Origin of the sequence: Clostridium sp. AF34-13, from assembly GCF_003477845.1 — a bacterium.
In the GTDB taxonomy this organism is placed as follows: Bacteria; Bacillota; Clostridia; order Lachnospirales; family Lachnospiraceae; genus Butyribacter; species Butyribacter intestini.
Window position 1 is genome coordinate 39,662 of sequence record NZ_QUEB01000001.1, and the last position, 20,412, is coordinate 60,073.

The 20,412-nt window shown below is 36.9% G+C and carries 16 protein-coding genes; 13 read left to right on the forward strand and 3 right to left on the reverse strand.

Annotated features, from left to right (window positions below; translation table 11 throughout):
• Nucleotides 1-51: 51 nt before the first annotated feature.
• Nucleotides 52-609 (reverse strand): hypothetical protein, encoded by a 558-nt coding sequence (locus tag DWZ63_RS00135; RefSeq protein ID WP_022014719.1) that lies wholly within the window; start codon nucleotides 607-609, stop codon nucleotides 52-54.
• Between the two features lie 490 nt (nucleotides 610-1,099).
• On the opposite strand from DWZ63_RS00135, the gene cysS reads away from it, so the two are divergent.
• From cysS to DWZ63_RS00170, 7 genes are all read left to right on the forward strand, one after another.
• Entirely contained in the window at nucleotides 1,100-2,497 is a 1,398-nt protein-coding gene (gene cysS, locus DWZ63_RS00140; RefSeq protein WP_347474809.1) for a cysteine--tRNA ligase, read from the forward strand.
• A gap of 199 nt (nucleotides 2,498-2,696) precedes the next feature.
• Nucleotides 2,697-4,199, forward strand: coding sequence for a zinc ABC transporter substrate-binding protein (locus tag DWZ63_RS15575; RefSeq protein ID WP_082440728.1), 1,503 nt, complete (start codon nucleotides 2,697-2,699; stop codon nucleotides 4,197-4,199).
• A gap of 38 nt (nucleotides 4,200-4,237) precedes the next feature.
• Nucleotides 4,238-5,104 carry a sensor domain-containing diguanylate cyclase gene (locus tag DWZ63_RS00150; RefSeq protein ID WP_055943998.1) on the forward strand — a complete coding sequence of 289 codons (867 nt, stop codon included), beginning with the start codon at nucleotides 4,238-4,240 and terminating at the stop codon, nucleotides 5,102-5,104.
• A gap of 186 nt (nucleotides 5,105-5,290) precedes the next feature.
• Nucleotides 5,291-7,654: an alpha-xylosidase gene (gene yicI, locus DWZ63_RS00155; protein ID WP_118498137.1), complete on the forward strand. Its 2,364-nt coding sequence runs from the start codon at nucleotides 5,291-5,293 to the stop codon at nucleotides 7,652-7,654.
• Between the two features lie 206 nt (nucleotides 7,655-7,860).
• Nucleotides 7,861-8,925 (forward strand): aldose epimerase family protein, encoded by a 1,065-nt coding sequence (locus tag DWZ63_RS00160; protein WP_118498139.1) that lies wholly within the window; start codon nucleotides 7,861-7,863, stop codon nucleotides 8,923-8,925.
• Between the two features lie 77 nt (nucleotides 8,926-9,002).
• Nucleotides 9,003-10,028: a response regulator gene (locus DWZ63_RS00165; RefSeq protein WP_022014725.1), complete on the forward strand. Its 1,026-nt coding sequence runs from the start codon at nucleotides 9,003-9,005 to the stop codon at nucleotides 10,026-10,028.
• Nucleotides 10,029-10,030: 2 nt separating this feature from the next.
• Nucleotides 10,031-10,471, forward strand: a complete 441-nt coding sequence (locus DWZ63_RS00170; protein WP_022014726.1) for a hypothetical protein — start codon at nucleotides 10,031-10,033, stop codon at nucleotides 10,469-10,471.
• A gap of 184 nt (nucleotides 10,472-10,655) precedes the next feature.
• Here DWZ63_RS00170 and DWZ63_RS00175 read toward each other — a convergent pair whose 3' ends face one another.
• Nucleotides 10,656-11,456, reverse strand: a complete 801-nt coding sequence (locus tag DWZ63_RS00175) for a Cof-type HAD-IIB family hydrolase (protein ID WP_022014727.1) — start codon at nucleotides 11,454-11,456, stop codon at nucleotides 10,656-10,658.
• Nucleotides 11,457-11,862: 406 nt separating this feature from the next.
• Here DWZ63_RS00175 and DWZ63_RS00180 point away from each other — a divergent pair, with 406 nt between their 5' ends.
• The 5 genes from DWZ63_RS00180 (at nucleotide 11,863) to thiI (ending at nucleotide 18,311) form a co-directional block, all read left to right on the forward strand.
• Nucleotides 11,863-13,962 carry a YgiQ family radical SAM protein gene (locus DWZ63_RS00180; protein ID WP_118498141.1) on the forward strand — a complete coding sequence of 700 codons (2,100 nt, stop codon included), beginning with the start codon at nucleotides 11,863-11,865 and terminating at the stop codon, nucleotides 13,960-13,962.
• A gap of 70 nt (nucleotides 13,963-14,032) precedes the next feature.
• Nucleotides 14,033-14,785, forward strand: coding sequence for a hypothetical protein (locus tag DWZ63_RS00185; protein WP_022014729.1), 753 nt, complete (start codon nucleotides 14,033-14,035; stop codon nucleotides 14,783-14,785).
• 377 nt (nucleotides 14,786-15,162) lie between these two features.
• Nucleotides 15,163-15,900 (forward strand): 16S rRNA (uracil(1498)-N(3))-methyltransferase, encoded by a 738-nt coding sequence (locus DWZ63_RS00190; RefSeq protein WP_118498143.1) that lies wholly within the window; start codon nucleotides 15,163-15,165, stop codon nucleotides 15,898-15,900.
• Between the two features lie 19 nt (nucleotides 15,901-15,919).
• Nucleotides 15,920-17,113 carry a cysteine desulfurase family protein gene (locus DWZ63_RS00195; protein WP_022014731.1) on the forward strand — a complete coding sequence of 398 codons (1,194 nt, stop codon included), beginning with the start codon at nucleotides 15,920-15,922 and terminating at the stop codon, nucleotides 17,111-17,113.
• A gap of 16 nt (nucleotides 17,114-17,129) precedes the next feature.
• Complete coding sequence (gene thiI / locus DWZ63_RS00200) at nucleotides 17,130-18,311, forward strand: tRNA uracil 4-sulfurtransferase ThiI (RefSeq protein WP_118498145.1); 1,182 nt, start codon at nucleotides 17,130-17,132, stop codon at nucleotides 18,309-18,311.
• A gap of 177 nt (nucleotides 18,312-18,488) precedes the next feature.
• Here the strand turns inward: thiI and DWZ63_RS00205 are convergent, their stop codons facing one another.
• Complete coding sequence (locus tag DWZ63_RS00205; RefSeq protein ID WP_022014733.1) at nucleotides 18,489-18,722, reverse strand: PTS HPr phosphorylation site; 234 nt, start codon at nucleotides 18,720-18,722, stop codon at nucleotides 18,489-18,491.
• Nucleotides 18,723-18,976: 254 nt separating this feature from the next.
• On the opposite strand from DWZ63_RS00205, the gene mtaB reads away from it, so the two are divergent.
• The gene (gene mtaB, locus DWZ63_RS00210; RefSeq protein ID WP_118498147.1) at nucleotides 18,977-20,365 is read left to right on the forward strand and encodes a tRNA (N(6)-L-threonylcarbamoyladenosine(37)-C(2))-methylthiotransferase MtaB; all 1,389 of its coding nucleotides are present in this window, start codon (nucleotides 18,977-18,979) and stop codon (nucleotides 20,363-20,365) included.
• Nucleotides 20,366-20,412: the final 47 nt, after the last annotated feature.

A 20,412-nucleotide genomic window follows, 5' to 3' on the forward strand; every position in this document is an offset into this window, starting at 1 on the left:
AGATATTTGCAATCAGCTATGCTGACGACTCATAATACCGTCAACTTATCATCAGATAAGGCACTCTAAAAGTTTTTCATTTACCGGAAGATAAATCTCAGGAATCTTATGGTTTGCATCACCGTATGTGTGTTTAGCAAAACAGTTACATACGGCATCATGAGTCTGTTGTGTGTATTTAAATGAAAATACTTTTGCTATACGATTGAAAAATACAGGCGAAATAGAACAGCCCCAGTCAGTAGTATCATTTGCATTGATAAGATTTGGAGTTATGACAAGCTCCTTATTCGTAACAGTGTTGTAAGCCGTGAGGATGATGTAATCTGTAGTTTCATTGACAGAAAACTTAAGTTCGCATAACTGTGAAACATCCTCTCGGAAACCAAGAGTTGCAAGTACAGAGTTGTCAACATGTGCAAATGGATCAAATACATCCGTGATAATCCTGTCACTGTCACTTGAAATAAGTTTAATAAGTTTATCTATGCTTTTCTGGCTTAATACATCACTGTCTAAAGAATTTTTCTGCTCTGAGAGGAAACCTATGAGGGAATCAATCTCTTTCTGGTTTAAAAGTGAAAAACTTGAATTTTGTGTATTGCTCATAAACTAACACCTCCATTATTATTAAGATGATTTTTCATAAATTACTTAAATATATTATATGATGTTGGGGTCAAAAGGTATTTTGACCCCAACATCATTATATAGTTTATCGCAAGATGTTTCAAGGGAGGAAAGGTAAATAATATGAATAATATTTGTAATGTAATAAATGAGGGGCTGAACTGTTACCCATAATGCTGTTTATTTCAATAACGGACTTGATAAATGCGGGAAAATTTAGTACCATATACAATGAAAAAAATAATTATATCTTTTTTTACATAAATAAAAGCTGCAAAGCAGCGACTGACAGCTCGCCGGCAGGTTTATGAATGTAAGAAATGCAAGGTTGGACTGTTACGAAAAGAAACATATATGCATTTTTTTAACATAGAAAAATAGTGTGTAATTAAAATCGTAATGCTATAATATGTATGTTGTGCTGACAGTACAAATATAACAGATAAATGGAGGAAGCAAGTTGAGAGACATCAATATTTATAATACATTGACGAAAAAAGTTGATAAATTTGTACCAAATGAGCCGGGAAAGGTCAAGATGTACACCTGTGGTCCTACGGTATATCATTTTGCACATATTGGAAATTTAAGGAGTTATCTTGTCGAGGACATTCTTGAAAAATATCTGCGTTATGCGGGATATGATGTAAAGAGAGTTATGAACATCACGGATGTAGGTCATTTGACAAGTGATGCGGACAGCGGTGAGGATAAGATGCTCAAGGGTGCAAAAAGAGAGCATAAGACAGTCATGGAAATCGCAAAGTTTTACAGAGACGCATTTTTCAGCGACTGCGGCAAGTTAAACATTAAGACACCTGATGTTGTTGAACCTGCGACAAATTGTATTCCTGAGTTCATTCATATGATAGAAGTGCTTATCGAAAAGGGATATGCTTATGTGGCAGGAGGAAATGTTTATTTTGACACATCAAAACTCAAAGAGTATTATGTTTTGTCAAACCAGAATGAGGAGGAACTTCAGGTCGGTGTGCGTGACGATGTAGAGGAGGATGACAATAAGAAAAACAAAACGGATTTCGTCCTCTGGTTCACAAAATCAAAGTTTGACTCACAGGAACTTAAGTGGGACAGTCCGTGGGGAGTAGGTTATCCGGGATGGCATATTGAGTGTTCGTGCATAAGCATGAAACATCTTGGCGAGTATCTGGATATTCACTGCGGCGGTGTCGATAATATTTTCCCACATCACACAAACGAGATAGCCCAGAGTGAATCATACATCGGTCATAAATGGTGCAATTACTGGTTCCATGTCCAGCACTTAAATGACAAGTCAGGAAAGATGAGCAAGTCAAAAGGAGAGTTCCTTACCGTATCACTTCTTGAGGAAAAAGGCTACAATCCGCTTGTTTACAGACTTTTCTGCTTACAGTCACATTACCGCAAGCCGCTTTTGTTCAGCTATGATGTAATGGACAATGTAAAGACGACTTACGAAAAACTCGTCAAGAGAACATCATCACTTTCTAAAGAGGGTGAGGTTGACAAAGAGATATTTGAAAAGTATCAGAATGAATTTGCTGATGCAATGGGAAATGACCTTAATACATCACAGGCGGTTACTGTTCTCTATGATGTGTTAAAGGCAGATACAAATGATGCTACAAAGAGAGCACTTGTAGAAGATTTTGATAGTGTTTTATCACTTGACCTTTTGAAAGAGCAGGAAGAAAAGACAGCGGATGACGGACTTAAGGCAATGGTTGAAGATATGATAGCAAAGAGAAATGCAGCACGCAAAGAAAAGGATTTTGCGGCAGCAGATGCCATAAGAGATGAACTTCTTTCTAAAGGAATTGAAATAAAAGATACAAGAGAGGGTACAGTCTGGAAATTGATTTAGCACAATAAAAAACTAATTATTTATTGTAGATTGTACCGGTGATTGAAATAAGGCTACCTTAACCCATCGTCTAAAGCCAGTGGGATTGCGGTAGCCTTATTTTAAAAATATGATTATAGATGAGAGATTAGTAGTAGAGATTGACAACTTTTGGAAAATAGTGTTTTAATTGAAATCGAAATCCAAAGGAGCGGTGGCTATGGATAATAAATTACAAAAAACAGGACAAAATAGTCTTATGGATAATTTTGTTAAAACTGATGACATTTTAAATGATATGTGTGGGATTATTGAGTCTTCACAAAAAGCTGCATATCAGGCGGTCAATACAACACTGATACAGAGAAACTGGCTGCTTGGGTATCGAATTGCAGAAGAAGAATTACAGGGTGAGGACAGGGCAAAATATGGAGCTGAAGTTATAAAAAAGCTGGCAAAAGAATTGTCGGCTGAATATGGAAGAGGTTATACAAAATCAAATTTATATAGCTTTTATTCTTTTTATAAGACTTATCCTGAAATTTTCCAGACACCGTCTGGAAAATCTGTTGGGTTATTGTCATGGTCGCATTACTCGGCTTTATTGCAGGTCAAAGACCATGATGCCCGTGCATGGTATGAGAAAGAAGCTGCAGAACAGACTTGGAGTGTCCGCACTTTGCAAAGAAATATTTCTTCTCAGTATTATTATCGTATGCTCAAGACACAGAAAAAAGAAAAACTCAGGAGGAAAGATATGAAACTTAAAAAGAGATTACTTGTTTGTACGCTTTTGCTTATTTGCATATGTTCACTTGCAGGCTGCAAGAAAGGCTCACAAAAGGATAATGAAAAAAGTGGGAAATTATCGGTGGTGACGACAATATTCCCATATTATGATTTTGTGAAGAATATAGCAGGTGACAAAGTGGAGCTTTCGATGATAGTTCCGGCTGGACAGGATTTACATTCATTTAAACCGGATTCAACGGATATGTCAAATGTATTAAAGGCGGATGTTCTTATTTACAATAGTGGAACTTCTGAAAAATGGGTTGACAGCCTTTTGAAAGTAAAAAGTAAAGAAGCAAAGAAAATTAAAAAAGTTCCTATGATGGATAATGCGTCAGATATTGTGAGTTCGCTGAATGAAGATGGCGACATAAAGGAGCAGACAGGACAGCGTGAATATGATGAACATTTGTGGACTTCACCGGTATGTGCAAAAAAGATTGTTTCAATTATAGAGGAAAAGCTTTGTGATGCCGATAAAGAAAATGCAGATTATTATAAGAAAAATGCTAAAAAATATATAAAGAAACTTGAAGATGTAGATTATGAGCTTAGAGAAGTGTCCGAAAATGCAGGAATTAAGCATCTTATATTTGCCGATGGATTTTCGATGAGATACATGGCAAGCGAACTTGGCCTTGCTTATAGTGCGGCATATCCTGTCTGTGGTGGATATCAGAAACCTAAAAAGCAGACAATATCTTATCTTGAAGAGAGAATAAAGGAAGAAAAAATTCCGGTTATATTTAAAAGTGAGAATGATAAGTCAGATGTGGCAGAGAAGATAGCAAAAAAGACAGGGGCAAAAGTAGAGGTATTTAATACCTGTCACATGGTATCGGCAAAACAGTTAAAAAACGGTGTGTCTTACATTGAGCTTATGAATGAAAATATAAAGCTGCTTAAAAAAGCACTTAAATTTAAAGGTTAGAGAGACATAAGTCAGGGTGATGCAGATTCAGATGGTACATGAAAATATATGTTATGGTTGATATAGCGGCAACATTTGTAACAGTAATTGCTTATTTCTTCTATGATTTTCATTTAAACCGGGTGTCAGGATATTACCGGGTATTTATGATAATGGGACTTTTAAGCCTGTTTATTGCTAATTTTAGGAGAATATTCAACAATGTTGATGACAAGTTGAGAGCATCTGTGTTATGGGTACTTATAATAAGTAATACGATACCACTGCTTTCATTTGTTCTTTCAAAAAATCCGGGTGGTATGTCAGATTTGCCTGTATATCTTATGCCTGTAGGAAATATTTACATAATATTAGCATTATTATTCAGCTATCTTATGAATTATATGAAAGTTTTTAAGGATGATGTTGAACGACAAGTGTTGCTTAGGATGGCATATACTGATTCCATGACCGGACTATACAACAGGGCGAAGTCGATGGAAGAATTTGAAAAACTTGACAATGGCAGTGAAGCGTATTGTGTGGTGTGGCTAGATCTGAATTATCTGAAAAGAACAAATGACAGATATGGTCATGAAGAAGGGGATATGCTTATCACGAGATTTTCCGGGATATTAAAAAATGCTTTTGATGATATAGGCACGGTCTGCCGCATGGGTGGAGATGAGTTCTGTGTCATCATCAAAAAGTCGATGAATGATATAAAAATAAAGAAATGTATCAACAAAATGCTTGAATTTATCGATGAGGATAATAAAGGCGGGAATAGGTATTTTATGCAGACTTCTTATGGAATAGCAGGCAGTGAGGAATTTGATATGCCGAAAACTGACGGAGTCTGTTCAAGGGCAGATGAGCGTATGTATGAGATGAAAGTAAAGATGAAAGCCCAGAGAACTGATTAGAAATATCTGGTATTATAACTGATATGTACGGTGAAGTTACAGCGAAACTTTCTGTATAGATACATAAGTGTGTATGTTATCATAATAGTGTTAAAAATCGCACTAATAATTATAGACGAACCAAAAAAGTGCTTATATAATGTAATCAAAGTTAAGTAAATGGGAAAAAAAGAAAGGAGATTTCTAATGAAAGTAGCAGACGGATTTTGGTTAAGTAAAAAAGGTTATAATGTAAACTATGCTTCACAGGCATACAAAGTTGAAACTACTGAAAATTCCATTAAGGTTCTTGCAACACCTTATACGGTTATGAACAGAGGTATGACTCTCGGAGGACCAAACCTTGAGATTACATACAGCTCTACTTCAGAAAACATCATTAAAGTTCATATTGACCATTACAGGGGAGGGCTTGACAATAGTCCTCGTTATGAGCTCAATGAGGATACAGGTTATACTCCTGTAATCGAGAGAACAGAAGATAAGGTTACACTTACTTCAGGTGATACAAGAGTTGAGATTAAGATTGGCGATGACTGGGATGTTCAGTTCTATTACAAAGACAGACACCTTACAGGCGGTGCATGGAGAGCAACATCTATCATTTCAGAGAGTCAGTTCACGGCTAATGCACGCATGAATCTTCAGGAAGATGACGAGTTCTTCAACTATCCACAGGATGCTCATACAACATATCTCAGAGAACAGTTAAAGACAGACATAGGTGAGTGTATTTATGGTTTCGGTGAGAAGTTCACACCATTTGTAAAGAATGGTCAGACAGTTGAGACATGGAACTGCGATGGTGGTACCTGTTCAGACCAGAGTTACAAGACAGTACCGTTCTACATTTCATCAAAGAGCTACGGTGTACTTGTAAATAGTTCAGACAAGGTTTCATTTGAAGTAAACTCAGATACAGTATCAAAAGTTACATTTACGGTACCTGGAGAGGAACTTGAATACTTTATCATTGGTGGAGAAAACCTTGAGCATGTTCTTGAAAACTATACTACACTTACAGGAAAGCCTGCACTTCCACCAGCATATACATTTGGTTTATGGCTTTCAACATCATTTACTACAAGCTATGATGAAAAGACAGTTATGAGCTTTATCGATGGGATGAAAGAGCGTAAGATTCCGCTTCAGGTATTCCATTTCGACTGCTTCTGGATGAAAGAGTATGAGTGGTGTAACTTTGAGTGGGATAAGGATATGTTCCCGGATCCTAAGGGACTTTTAGACAAGCTTCACAATGAAAAAGGTCTTGAAGTCTGCGTATGGATTAACTCATACATCGGACAGCAGTCAAAACTTTTTGACATCGGAAAAGAAAAGGGATATTTCATCAAAAACCTTGACGGAAGCGTATTCCAGTCAGATATGTGGCAGCCTGGTATGGCTATCGTTGACTTTACAAATCCTGAGGCTTGTGAGTGGTTCAAGGGATTACTTAAGAAACTTTTTGATATGGGTGTAAATAACATCAAGACAGACTTTGGTGAGAGAATACCTACAAAGTGCAAATATTACAATGGAATGGATCCTATCAAGATGCACAACTACTATACATACCTCTACAACAAGTGTGTATTTGAAGCTCTTGAAGATTACTACGGAAAAGATAAGGCTTGTCTCTTTGCGAGAAGTGCAACAGTAGGCGGACAGAAATTCCCTGTTCACTGGGGCGGTGACTGCTACGCTGAGTATTCAGCAATGTCAGAGACTCTCCGTGGCGGACTTTCACTCTGCTCATCTGGATTCGGTTTCTTCTCACACGATATGGGTGGATTTGAAGCTACTGCACCTGCTGATGTTTATAAGAGATGGTGTGCATTCGGACTTCTCTCTACACACAGCCGTTTACATGGTTCAACATCTTACAGAGTACCTTGGGTTTACGATGAAGATGGTGATACAGAAGCTTGTGATGTACTTCGTCACTATACAGTCCTTAAAGGAAGACTTATGCCTTACCTCTGGGCACAGGCAAACAAGACACACAATGTTGGTGTTCCTATGATGCGTTCAATGATAGTTGCATTCTCTGATGATACAGCTTGCAAGTATCTTGACCAGCAGTATATGCTCGGTGACAATCTCTGTATCGTACCTGTTATGAATGAAGAAGGAATTGCAGAATTCTATGTACCTGACTGCGGAACATGGACAGACATTCAGAGCGGTGAAACATACGAGGGCGGAAAATATTACAAGAGACAGTGTGACTACTTCCAGACACCTATCCTTGCCCGTCCAAACAGCATTGTCACATATGGTAACTTTGATGCAGAAGACAAGATGACAGTAGTTTATGATTATCTTGAAAAAGCTGATGCGGTCATTTACGGTCTTGAAGATGGAAAGAGTGCGACAGCAACTATCTATGACAGTGAGTCAAACAAACTTACAGACATAAAAGCTGAGCGTAACGCAAATGTCATCACAGTATCTTATGACTCTACAGATAAGAACTTTACTGTAACAGCAGAAGGAAAGACTGTAGAAGCTAAAGCCGGAACAACAAGCGTTGAGATTGCATTGTAATAAAAAAGCCATGTTAAATTAAAAAGATATAGATAATGAACCCCGTAGCATTGAGGCGGACTGCTTTATGCTGCGGGGTTTTGTTTTGGCTGTTGTAAAAAATGTAAGAAATTGCTATAATAATATAAATAGACTTATTTTTACAAAAAACGATATAAAATTCAACACTATTAGGTAAACAGTATAAATTTCAGGAGGTACGATATATGAGCATATCAAAAATAAAATTTGGAGTTACGGCAAATGGGGACGAGGTTACAAAATATACTTTGAAAAATAATAATGGTATAGAAGTTTCATTTATTGATCTGGGTGGCATTATTACCAATCTGATGATGCCGGACAAGGATGGAAATATTGATGATATTGTACTCGGATATGATACAGTAGCTGAGTATGAGGTAAATATGCCAAGTTTTGGTGCACCACTGGGAAGATATGCAAACAGAGTGTCAAATGCCATATTTACCCTTAATGGAAAAGAGTATAAGCTTGATAAGAATGAGAGCACAAACTGTCTCCATGGAGGAAATACGAGATACAACCGCATGATGTATAATGCAGAGACGGATGTGGTTGAGAATGGTGACAGCATTACATTTTCAAGACTGAGTCCTGACGGTGAGCAGGGATTTCCGGGAAATCTCACAGTTGCCATTACATATACATTAAATGATGACAATGAACTTATGATAGATTATTATGCAGTTGGTGATGAAGATACCATCGTAAATATGACAAATCATTCGTATTTCAATCTAGGAAAAGGCGGACATAAGTGTAAGGATATTCTCGACCAGGAGATTACAATTTATGCTGATAATTATACTCCGGTAAACGATATATTGGTGCCTACCGGTGAGATTAAGAGTGTCGAAGGTACAGCACTTGATTTTAGAAACGGAAAGCCGGTGCGTGAAGGTCTTGGTGCGTATGACAAAGACGAAAAGACCGTTACCGAGTATGATCATAACTTTGTACTTAATGGAGACGATGTATGTGATGTTGCAAAGGCAGCACAGTTTGTTTGCAAAGAGACAGGCAGAATGATGGAAGTATATACGGATCAGCCGGGATTACAGCTTTATACGGCAGGTGGACTTACGACGGAAAATTCAAAAGACGGTATAAATTATGCTAATTTCTGTGGTGCGTGCTTTGAGTCACAGAATTTTCCAAATGCCATAAATACTAAAGGATTTCCAAATGCGGTATTAAAGGCTGGAGATGAATATACTACTACTACAGTATTTCGTTTTTCTATTATATGATGTAAGTGTCAAAAGTTGTTATTGACACTTTATTGTATAGATATGAGATTTATCACAGGGAGGATAGTTGAACATAGATGAAGAAGCTTAGTGAATTAGATGTTCTTGTTGTTGATGACAATAGTGCAAATACACTTGTTCTTAAGGCTATGATCGAAAGATATGGTGCAAATGCAGATACCGCTGAGTCCGGCATGGAAGCGATTGAAATGTCATGTTCTAAAAGTTATGATATAGTTCTGATGGATTATCTTATGCCTGATATGGATGGAGTGGAAAGTATAAGGCAGATAAAGTTTGTTGCAGGAGATAATGACAATACTCTCTATTTTGGAGTATCCGCAACAGTAGACAATCAGGTTATGGAAATGTTTCGGGCAGCAGGTGCTTCAGATGTACTCAGAAAACCGGTCAGGAAAGAAAATTTAGAGGAAGTTTTCTCGGCGAATGGAATTGAGATTGACACGATAGAAGTTGAAGAGGAAGAAGAAAAGGACAGGACAATGTTTTTAAATGCAGTTGAGGGACTCAATTATCAAGAGGGTCTTTCACTTATGGCAGGCAGTCTTGAAAATTATATGAAAGTGCTCGCAGTCAGTGTCAGAAATATAATTGAAAATTATAATATGATTGATGTGATAAGAAATACTGAGCAGATGGAAACAATGACGCTTTATTTTCATAGCTTAAAAGGTATATTTTTGAATATAGGTGCAGATGAACTTGCTGGGCAGTCAAAACGTATGGAATTTGCAGCAAGAGAGTTTGAAAATCCTTATGTTCATGAGATGATGGATGGTTATCTTGACAAAGTCAAAAAATTCCATGATGAACTTGAACAGGCATGTATTTTTTATAAGGAGCAGGATATAAATAAAAGTAAAATTGAAGTTATGCCTGCAACGGAATTTATGCAGAATATTGAAAGACTAAAGGAATATATTGAGGATTTCAACTATATAGATATTATTGAATTATTAGAAAAAATGATGGGAAGTGCATCGGCTGAAACGCAGAGTATTTTAAATGATGTGTATGATAATGTGCAGAATTTTGAGTACGATACTGCCCTTGAAATATTAAATAATGTGACGGAGAATTAATGATGAATGTCTTTAAAAAGTGTTTGCGTAAGGAATTTGGAAAAAAAGGATATGAACATTATGTTGACCTCTTTAATGAAGAAGTGAAAAATTATGCCAATATAAAAAATGATATAGAAAGTAAAAAGATTTACAAAGATATGTATGAGGTTTTATCAAAAGACCCAAAGAAAGTTACAACGGAAAAACTTGAAAATCTGTCATGCACACTTTATAAAGCATTGCAAATTGCAAGAAAGTTTACGGGGGTGCTTTCTGCGTATGTTGTGGGGAATATAGTGCTTCTTGCACTTAATCTTGACTATTATGTCACCTGCATTAGCGTGGCATTTCTCGGAGCAGCATTTTTGTATAAATTATTGGAATTTTTGGAAAATAAATTCTGTTTTATAGATGCATATCTGATAATGATATACAAGACTGTCCTTGAAAAGATAAGGTAAATCTGCTTATTAAAAAAGATACTTTGCATAGTGTTTTTAGCAAAGTATCTTTTTTGATAATATGATTTTTTAAGTTATAGGAAAATGCTAATAACATAGTGGGAAACCAACGAGAATTGCAAAGCAATTTTTGGATGGCAAAACGCAGGCTTTTTTACTGACTTTTAGGTTTAAGTGTCAATGATTAGATAAGTTCAAAATGTTTCATGGCATTATATATGCCATCGTCAAATACATCGTCTGTCACATAATCAGCTTTTTCAAGAACAATAGGACTGCTGTGTTTCATGGCTATGCTGGTGCCGGCAAATTCAAGCATGGTAAGATCATTCGTGCTGTCACCTATTGCAATAGTATCTTTTTTATCTACATTGAAATGCTTCATCAGAAATTCCATACCGGTTGCTTTTGAACAGTTGGCAGGAACAATTTCATAGAAATTATTGCCACGGTCTATTATTGTAAATATTTTTGAATATTTTGCTTCAAATGACTTGAAATCACTGTTTTTGTGAATACCTATGCAGAATTTGTCAAATACAAGGTCAGAAGCCTTTGATGGTTCAAGTTCTTTATAGGCAGAAGGGTAAAGATGCTTTTGCTCATCTTTAAAATCACCAATATGTGTTGTGTAAGGTTTATTTCTGTAATAAAGCGTTTTCTCGCCCTCAAGAAGCCATTCAATGTTGTATTTTTCAAGGTCGCTTACAAGTTCATTACCGATTTCAAAGGGTACTGTCTGTGAAAAAAGGACTTCATTCTTATATAAAATATAAGTACCGCATCCGCACACAAAACCATCCATATTTAATTCTTTGAGATATACATCTATTTCAGATAATGAACGACCTGTATTTACAAAACAGAGGTGGCCGTTTTCCTGAAGCTTTTTAATTGCATCTTTCGCTGACTGTGGAACTACATTTTTTTTGCCGACTCTGTCTGCGAGTGTTCCGTCTACATCAAAAAATAATAATTTTCTCATATGCAAATCCTTTCGATATTGTTATAATGATTTGAGGTGGTATGTTAATCTAAAAAATACCGCAAAATAATTGGTATATATTTTAATTCGCTGTGTTATTTAGCTGAAAGTCAGAGATACAATATATAAAAATCTCACCGGTGTATTTTTATTAAGTTGTTTATATAGTTTTTTACAGTATATATGATAATATAAAGCGACTGTGCCGCCTGTTGTGTTATTTTATATTGACAATTTCAGCGGTGTTTATTATATAGCACATGGTATGTTTTAGTCAATTATAATGTTTTTGTTTAGTAATAAAAAGAGAATTTGGCATACAATAAACAAGCTCATTGTATTGCCGATTATCTTTTTATGGCTGAAAGGTTACAATGTTAAAAGATTAGAAATGAGGTTTTTATAGATGAGTTACGATAATGATGAGAGAGATTTTTTGCCGGTTTGCAGAGAGGATATGCTTAGGCGTGGCTGGGAACAGGTTGATTTTGTTTACATCTGCGGTGATGCCTATGTGGATCATTCGTCTTTTGGTGCAGCTATTATTACGAGGGTTTTGGAGAGTCACGGATATAAGATAGGTTTTATCGCACAGCCTGACTGGAAAGATGAGGAGAGTATCAAAGTGTTTGGTATGCCAAGACTTGGTTTTCTTGTGTCGGCAGGCAATATGGATTCGATGGTTAATCATTATACCGTATCTAAAAAGAGGAGAAGTTCGGATGCATATACTCCGGGTGGTGTTATCGGGAAAAGACCTGATTATGCGACTATAGTTTATTGCAATCTTATAAGAAAAGTTTATAAGAAAGTGCCTATTATTATCGGGGGTATTGAGGCGAGTCTTAGGAGACTTGCTCATTATGATTACTGGTCTGACAAACTTAAACATTCGATACTTGTCGATTCGCAGGCGGATATATGTATATACGGAATGGGTGAACTTTCAGTTGTCGAGATAGCAGATGCTCTTGAAAGCGGGATTGATGTGTCAGATATTACTTTTGTAAACGGAACTGTTTACAGAGCCAAAAATCTGGACAGCGTTTATGATGCAAAAACATTGCCTGATTTTGAGACGATGCAGAATGATAAGCTTGAGTATGCAAAAAGTTTTTATATACAGTATTGTAATACAGACTCTATTACGGCGAGCAGACTTGTGGAAAAGTACAACGACCATCTTTATGTGGTGCAAAATCCTCCGGCAAGACCGCTTACACAGCTTGAAATGGATGATGTGTATGCACTGCCGTATATGAGGGCATATCACCCGATGTATGAGAAAGACGGTGGTGTACCTGCTTTGTCTGAGATAAAGTTTAGTCTTACAAGCAACAGAGGGTGTTTTGGGGGCTGCAGTTTTTGTGCACTTAAATTTCATCAGGGCAGGGTTTTGCAGACAAGAAGCCACGAATCGATAATAGCAGAAGCAAAGCAGATGATAAAAGAGCCGGATTTTAAGGGATATATACATGATGTCGGAGGTCCGACGGCTGATTTCAGGGGGAGAGCGTGTGACAAACAGGTTGAGCATGGTGTATGTATGAACAGGCAGTGTCTTTTTCCAAAACCGTGTCCAAATCTTAAAGTTGACCACAGCGATTACCTTAATCTTTTGCGTAAACTCAGAAAGCTTGACGGAGTAAAAAAAGTTTTTGTGCGTTCAGGTCTTAGGTTTGATTATATAATGGCAGACAGTGATGATACATTCTTAAAAGAACTTTGCGAGTACCACATAAGCGGTCAGTTAAGGGTTGCACCGGAGCATATATCCGATGAAGTTCTTAGAAATATGGGAAAACCTGAAAATGCCGTGTATGAAGCATTTAAGAGAAGATATGACAGGATAAATAAAAAAGTCGGTAAAAAGCAGTTTGTCGTGCCTTATCTTATGTCATCACATCCGGGTTCTACACTTAAAGAAGCCGTGGAGCTGGCGGTTCATCTTAGGGATTTAGGTTATATGCCTGAACAGGTACAGGATTTTTATCCGACACCGTCGACAATATCAACTTGTATGTATTATACGGGTGTTGATCCAAGAACAATGAAAAAGGTTTACACACCTGTAAATCCTCACGAAAAGGCTATGCAGAGGGCACTTATACAGTATAAAAATCCTAAGAATTATGACCTTGTAAAAGAAGCACTTATAAAAGCCGGCAGGGAGGATCTTATCGGTTTTGATGAAAAATGTCTTATAAGACCGAGAAAGGAAAAATGGAGGGAAGAAGCGTGGGAGAAAAAATCGAGGTCAGGAAGCAGTTTAAGGTCGGGAGAAAAGTCAGGAAAAAATGACAGACCAGGTAAAAAAGCGAATGGCGGCAAAAAGTCTGACAGACGAAATAACGGTTTGGAAAATATGTATGGAAACAGAAAAAATTCTGCATCAAATGGAACAAACGGCAGAGGTAATAAAAATGCCAAAATAAGTGATAGAGCAGGTAATAAAGGCGGGGCGTTGTCAAACAATAGAAAAAGAGCAAAAAGCAAAAAAAGATAAAGTTTATTAAAAAACAGACGATATAAAATATAGATAATCAGGCGGAAAAAATAAAAGGAGTGTGATCATTATGTCATCAATATTTTCAATAAATGGTGCAGGCAGTATGTTCTTTGCCGACAGCAGCAATAGCACACAGAATTCAGCATCATCAATTTTTGGCAATACAAGTTCATTACTTGGCGATTACGCCATGATAAAGTCCGGTGGATATAAGAAACTTTTGACAGCGTATTATGCTTCACAAAAAACAGACAGTACGGCATCTGGCAGCAGCACATCATCGGCTTCTGATTCTAAGTCGGCTTTACTTGAGGTAAAGACAAATTCAACTAAGTTAAAGGAGTCATTATCAAAATTGTCTGACTCTTCATTATACGAAAAGAAAACGGACAAGGATGGCAATAAGGACTATGACAGGGATGCCATCACAAGTGCGGTAAAGGGATTTGTAGAAGCATATAACAATTATGTTGATTCAAGTTCAAAAGTTGACTCAACAGGAATATTAAGAAGAAGTGTCAGCATGGTAAATAATACAAGTGCAAATTCAGTGCTTCTTTCAAAGAGCGGAATCAGTATCGGAAAGGACAATAAACTTACACTTGATGAGGATACCTTGAAAAAAACAGATGTAAATGTGTTAAAGACATTGTTCAGTGGTGTTGGTTCACTCGGAGATACCATATCTTCAAAGGCAGGTGAAAGTTTCGGACTTGCTAATAGTGCAGCATTTACAATGGGGCATGCTGCTACATATACTTACAGTGGTGCGTATTCTACATTTGCAAACAGCAATAACTGGTTTAACGGTCTTATGTAAAGCTTATGTTACTGTTCTTAAACAGCAGGTGTTCACTGGACTGTAATATATAAATGAATGGAAATCGCAGAACAAAGTAAAAATAAAAATACAGGCATGTATGGATAAAAATTCTGTCATGCCTGTATCTTTATGTAGGTATTTGCGAAACTGTCATAAATCTTGATTAAATTGTGCAGATATAACAAATAGTGTTAGTCGGCATTTTTGTCGTCGTCAGCACTTAATCAGCGTTTTTTGCTGATTTATGTACTGCTACGAACGACAACATAGCGAAAGCGTGCCGACGATATTATTTGTTATAGCTGTGCAATTGACACAACATATATTTAGTTTCGCAATTACCTATGTATCTTTATGTAATGAAAGGAAAAAATATGTATCGTTTTTATGTATCCAAAGAGCAGATTACAGATGATAAAGTTTATATAGATGGGACGGATGTAAATCATATAAAAAATGTTTTAAGGCTTGAGAAGGGTGACTGGATAATTGCCTGTGACAAAGAAGGAACGGATTATGTTTCAAGGATAAGTGATATATCTTCTGAAAGGGTAGTGCTTAATATCGAGAAGGTTCAGGATTCAGATACCGAACTTCCATGTAAAATAGTGTTGTTTCAGGGACTTCCCAAGAAAGACAAAATGGAGTTTATCATTCAAAAGGCGGTTGAACTCGGTGTGTCCAAGATAGTTCCTGTGGCAATGAAAAGATGCGTTGTGAAGCTTGATGATAAAAAAGCTGACAAAAAGGCAAAACGCTGGCAGACGATAGCAGAAGCAGCCGCAAAACAGAGTGGCAGGGGGATTATTCCGGAAGTGACAAATCCTGTAAGTATCAAAGAGGCATTTGACATTGCGTGTGGCTTAGAGTACAATATGATACCATATGAGTTACAGGACGGAATAGAAAAGTCAAGAGAAATAGTAAAAGAAGGCTGCACGAAAAAATCAGTTGGAATTTTTATTGGACCAGAGGGCGGTTTTGAAAAAGACGAAGTTGAAGAGGCTGTATCAAGAGGGATAAAGCCTATATCTCTCGGTAAGAGGATATTAAGGACGGAAACTGCCGGAATAGCGGTCGTTTCAATAATGATGTTTGAGATGCAGGACTAGGTACGGAGGAATAAGACAAATGGAGGCTTATCTTGATAATGCTGCCACAACACAGACATTCCCGGAGGTTTGTGACATAGTTAAAAGAGTTATGATGACTGATTTTGGAAACCCGTCATCAAAGCATACAAAGGGAATGGAGGCAGAAAATTATATAAATGAGGCAAAGGAAAATATAGCAGCAACGCTTAAATGCCAGCCAAAAGAGATTGTATTTACATCGGGCGGAACAGAGTCAAACAATATGGCTCTCATCGGCACTGTTATGGCAAATAAAAGGGCAGGAAAGCATATAATAACGACAAGAATAGAACACGCGTCAATCCATGAGCCGCTTGCATTTCTTGAGGAGATGGGTTACGAGGTGACTTATCTTAAGGTGGACAGGCTCGGTCATATTGACTTGGAAGAACTGAAAGAAGCCATAAGGGATGATACGGTTATTGTTTCAATTATGTTTGTGAATAATGAGATGGGTGCAGTTGAGGATATAAAAAAAATATCTGAGATAATTAAAAGCAAAAATAAAAATACGCTCTTTCATGTGGATGCGATACAGGCATACGGCAAATATAAGATAGTGCCTAAAAAAATGGGCATAGATCTTATGTCAGTAAGCGGTCATAAAATTCACGGACCTAAGGGAAGCGGATTTTTATATATAAAAGAAAATACAAAGATAAGACCTATAATCTTTGGCGGGGGACAGCAGAAAGGTATGCGTTCGGGAACTGAGAATGTTCCGGCGATAGCAGGACTTGGACTTGCGGCAAAGCTCATATATGGGGGGCACAGTGAAAAGACAGAAAAACTTTATGAATTAAAGAAGATGCTTATTGACGGTCTTTACAAGATAGGTGATGATAATAAATGTGCTGACGGCTCGTGTGGTGTTGTTATAAATGGAATAGATGGTATTGATATAAAAGAGACTGCTCCTCATGTCGTAAGTGCATCGTTTTATGGGATAAAGAGTGAGGTTCTTCTTCATGCACTTGCGGCAAAAGGTGTTTATGTATCGTCAGGTTCGGCGTGTTCGTCAAATCATCCCGAACTTAGCGGCACATTAAAAGCAATAGGTGTAAGTGATGAACTTCTCGATTCCACGATAAGGTTCAGTTTTTCGGTAGAAACGACAAAAGAACAGGTTGAGTATGCATTGGAGGTACTAAAAAAACAGCTTCCGATACTTAAGAGATTTATTAAACAGTAAATAAATGGAGGAAAAGATGGCACAGGGATTTTTATTAAAATACGCGGAGATAGGCGTTAAGGGAAAGAACCGTTATAAATTTGAAGATGCGTTATGTGATCAGATAAGATTAAGGCTTTCCGGTATAGACGGTGATTTTACGGTTCAAAAAGAATCGGGACGAGTGTTTGTTCAGGCTGATGGCGACTTTGATTTTGATGAAGTTATCGAGACTTTACAAAGAGTATTTGGTCTTGCAGGAATAAGTCCGGTCGAGGTTGTCGAGGACAAAAACTGGGACAATGTGACAAAGGCGGTAGGAGACTTCGTAGAGAAACAGTACGATAAATGCGATTTTTCATTTAAGGTAAAATCAAAGAGAAGTGACAAGCATTATCCGTACACATCACCTGAGGTGTGTGTTGAGATGGGCGGCTATCTTCTTGACCGTTTTCCGGAACTTTCGGTAGATGTGCACAATCCTGATGTTTATATATGGGTGGAGATAAGAGAAAAAGCCTATATTTATTCAAAGGTATATAAGGGAATAGGCGGTATGCCTCTTGGAACTGCAGGAAAAGCAATGCTTCTTCTATCAGGAGGAATCGACAGTCCCGTTGCGGGATATATGATTTCTAAGAGAGGTGTCTGGATAGATGCGGTATATTTCCATGCCCCACCATACACAAGTGAGAGAGCAAAACAGAAAGTTGTAGACCTTGCAAAACTTGTCTCAAGATATACAGGAAAGATAAGACTTCATGTTGTCAATTTCACTGACATTCAGATGTATATTTATGAGCAGTGTCCTCATGAGGAACTCACTATCATAATGAGAAGATATATGATGAGGATAGCACAGCATCTTGCCAAAGAAAACGGCTGTCTTGGTCTTGTTACGGGAGAGAGCATAGGTCAGGTTGCAAGCCAGACTATGCAGAGTCTTGCAGCTACAAATGAAGTTTGTGACATACCGGTTTACAGACCGCTTATAGCATTTGACAAGCAGGATATAGTTGACATTTCAGAGAAAATCGGAACATATGAGACTTCTATACAGCCATACGAAGACTGTTGTACGATATTTGTTGCAAAACATCCTGTCACAAAACCAAATCTTAAAGCGATAAACAAATCAGAGGAAAATCTTACCGAGAAGATTGATGAGATGGTAAAAGAAGCTCTTGATACTATTGAGATAATCGAAATCGGAAAATAATAATATATAATTCATAAAGAAAAATTATAAAGAATAACAGATAAAAGAGAACACCAAAGATATGAATAATATGTATCATAAGGTGTTCTCTGAAATTACATTTTAAATTTTAAATTGAGAAGGCGTAGCCTTCCCGGTGTTTAGTATAAACTGTTGTGTCATTGTTGACAAACTCTTTTACTCAACGATGTAAGGTGCTAATGTTTTAAGGATATCATCCATGTTGTCATCATCGTGAATGTTTAAGTCGATAGCCTTTGAAAGGTCAAGACTGAAAATTCCCATGATAGATTTTGCATCGATAACATATCTTCCTGAAACTAAATCAAAATCTGTGTTGAATTTAGTTACATCATTTACAAATGCCTTTACTTTGTCGATAGAGTTTAAAGAAATCTTTACGGTTTTCATACTAACTACCTCCCTTATATTTTGTTCACATATAATACTAGACATTGAACAGTGAAAAGTCAATATACAATGTTGCCAAAAAAATGGTCTGTAGTGTGTGTATAGTTACCATTAGAACGACAATAAATACGGAAAGAACAAAAAAATTTGTGATATGTTACAAAAATAAGGTGAAAAATATAGTAGAGTTTACAGAAAAATGTGAGGTTGAACTGTAAAAAATAGTTTACATATAAAATATCAGGAGGAAAAAAGTGCGTGTAGCTTTTTTAACATTAGGATGTAAGGTAAATTCTTACGAAACGGAAAAAATGAAGATTAATTTTGAAAAAAAAGGTCACAGCGTTGTAGCTTTTGATGAGGAAGCAGATGCCTATATAATAAATACCTGCACGGTTACTAATATAGCTGACAGAAAATCCAGAAAAATGCTTCACCGGGCAAAACGCTTAAATCCTGAAGCTGTCGTAGTTGCCACCGGCTGTTATGTTGATTCTGCAAGGGCAAAGGGTGAAGTGGATGAGAGTGTTGACCTTTTTATATCAAATAGCGACAAGGATAATCTTGTAGAGATAGTTTTAGAAAGATTCTATCAGATAAACGGTCAGACTTTAGAACAGGATGCTCAAAATAATTGTCATGCAGATATACAGTTAAACAGCTTAGTTCATGAAAATATGTCTGAAGCAGCAATTAAAGAGGAACACACAAGAGCGTATATTAAAATACAGGATGGCTGCAATCAGTATTGCACATACTGCATAATCCCATATGTGAGAGGACCATTGAGAAGTAAGTCTCTTGAGGATATAAGGGATGAGGTTACAAAGCTTGCGGCAGCAGGTTATAAAGAGATAGTTGTAACCGGAATACATCTCTCGTCATATGGAGTAAATGGAAAAAAATTAGGGGAATTTCTTGAAAAAGCCGGTAAACCGCTGCTTGAAGCACTTGAAACGATAGACAGCGTTGAGGGTGTGGAGAGGATAAGACTTGGCTCGCTTGAACCGAGGATAATCACTGACGGGTTTGCAAGCAGACTTTCTAAGATAAAAACGATTTGTCCTCACTTTCATCTTTCACTACAAAGCGGAAGTGAGAGCGTTTTGAAGAGGATGAACAGACATTATTCACCACAGGAATATTTAGACGGTGTAAAGATATTAGAAAAATATTTTGAAAATCCGGCAGTAACGACTGATATAATAGTAGGTTTTCCGATGGAGACAGAGGAAGAATTTTTAGAAACTGTTCAGTTTGCCAAAGAGGTGCGTTTTGCACAGATTCATGTGTTTAAGTATTCAAGAAGACAGGGGACTGTCGCAGACAGGATGGACGGACAGATAACCGAACATGAAAAATCATTGAGAAGTGATAGACTTCTTAAATGTGAAAAGCGTCTGGAAAATGAATATATGGATAGGGCACTTAAGAAAAATGAAAAAGTTTTGTTTGAGGAGATAACAGAAATTGGCGGTAAAAAATATATCATAGGATATAATGAGAGATATATAAGAATTGCCGTAAATGCCGATGAAATCAAGGATGCACAGAGTAAATGCAATACTATAACTGATGTTGAAATCATCGGAAAAGCAGATGATGATGATATAATTCTTGGAAAAATAAATGATAACATTTAAAAAATTATGTTGTTTTTTTTTACGGGATATATTAGTATATAAATATA

Bases quoted from the DNA above. Each gene is read 5' to 3' on its own strand.
- DWZ63_RS00135 (WP_022014719.1), bottom strand. From the start codon at position 609: ATGAGCAATACACAAAATTCAAGTTTTTCACTTTTAAACCAGAAAGAG.
- DWZ63_RS15575 (WP_082440728.1), top strand. From the start codon at position 2,697: ATGGATAATAAATTACAAAAAACAGGACAAAATAGTCTTATGGATAAT.
- DWZ63_RS00150 (WP_055943998.1), top strand. From the start codon at position 4,238: ATGAAAATATATGTTATGGTTGATATAGCGGCAACATTTGTAACAGTA.
- yicI (WP_118498137.1), top strand. From the start codon at position 5,291: ATGAAAGTAGCAGACGGATTTTGGTTAAGTAAAAAAGGTTATAATGTA.
- DWZ63_RS00160 (WP_118498139.1), top strand. From the start codon at position 7,861: ATGAGCATATCAAAAATAAAATTTGGAGTTACGGCAAATGGGGACGAG.
- DWZ63_RS00165 (WP_022014725.1), top strand. From the start codon at position 9,003: ATGAAGAAGCTTAGTGAATTAGATGTTCTTGTTGTTGATGACAATAGT.
- DWZ63_RS00170 (WP_022014726.1), top strand. From the start codon at position 10,031: ATGAATGTCTTTAAAAAGTGTTTGCGTAAGGAATTTGGAAAAAAAGGA.
- DWZ63_RS00175 (WP_022014727.1), bottom strand. From the start codon at position 11,456: ATGAGAAAATTATTATTTTTTGATGTAGACGGAACACTCGCAGACAGA.
- DWZ63_RS00180 (WP_118498141.1), top strand. From the start codon at position 11,863: ATGAGTTACGATAATGATGAGAGAGATTTTTTGCCGGTTTGCAGAGAG.
- DWZ63_RS00185 (WP_022014729.1), top strand. From the start codon at position 14,033: ATGTCATCAATATTTTCAATAAATGGTGCAGGCAGTATGTTCTTTGCC.
- DWZ63_RS00190 (WP_118498143.1), top strand. From the start codon at position 15,163: ATGTATCGTTTTTATGTATCCAAAGAGCAGATTACAGATGATAAAGTT.
- DWZ63_RS00195 (WP_022014731.1), top strand. From the start codon at position 15,920: ATGGAGGCTTATCTTGATAATGCTGCCACAACACAGACATTCCCGGAG.
- thiI (WP_118498145.1), top strand. From the start codon at position 17,130: ATGGCACAGGGATTTTTATTAAAATACGCGGAGATAGGCGTTAAGGGA.
- DWZ63_RS00205 (WP_022014733.1), bottom strand. From the start codon at position 18,722: ATGAAAACCGTAAAGATTTCTTTAAACTCTATCGACAAAGTAAAGGCA.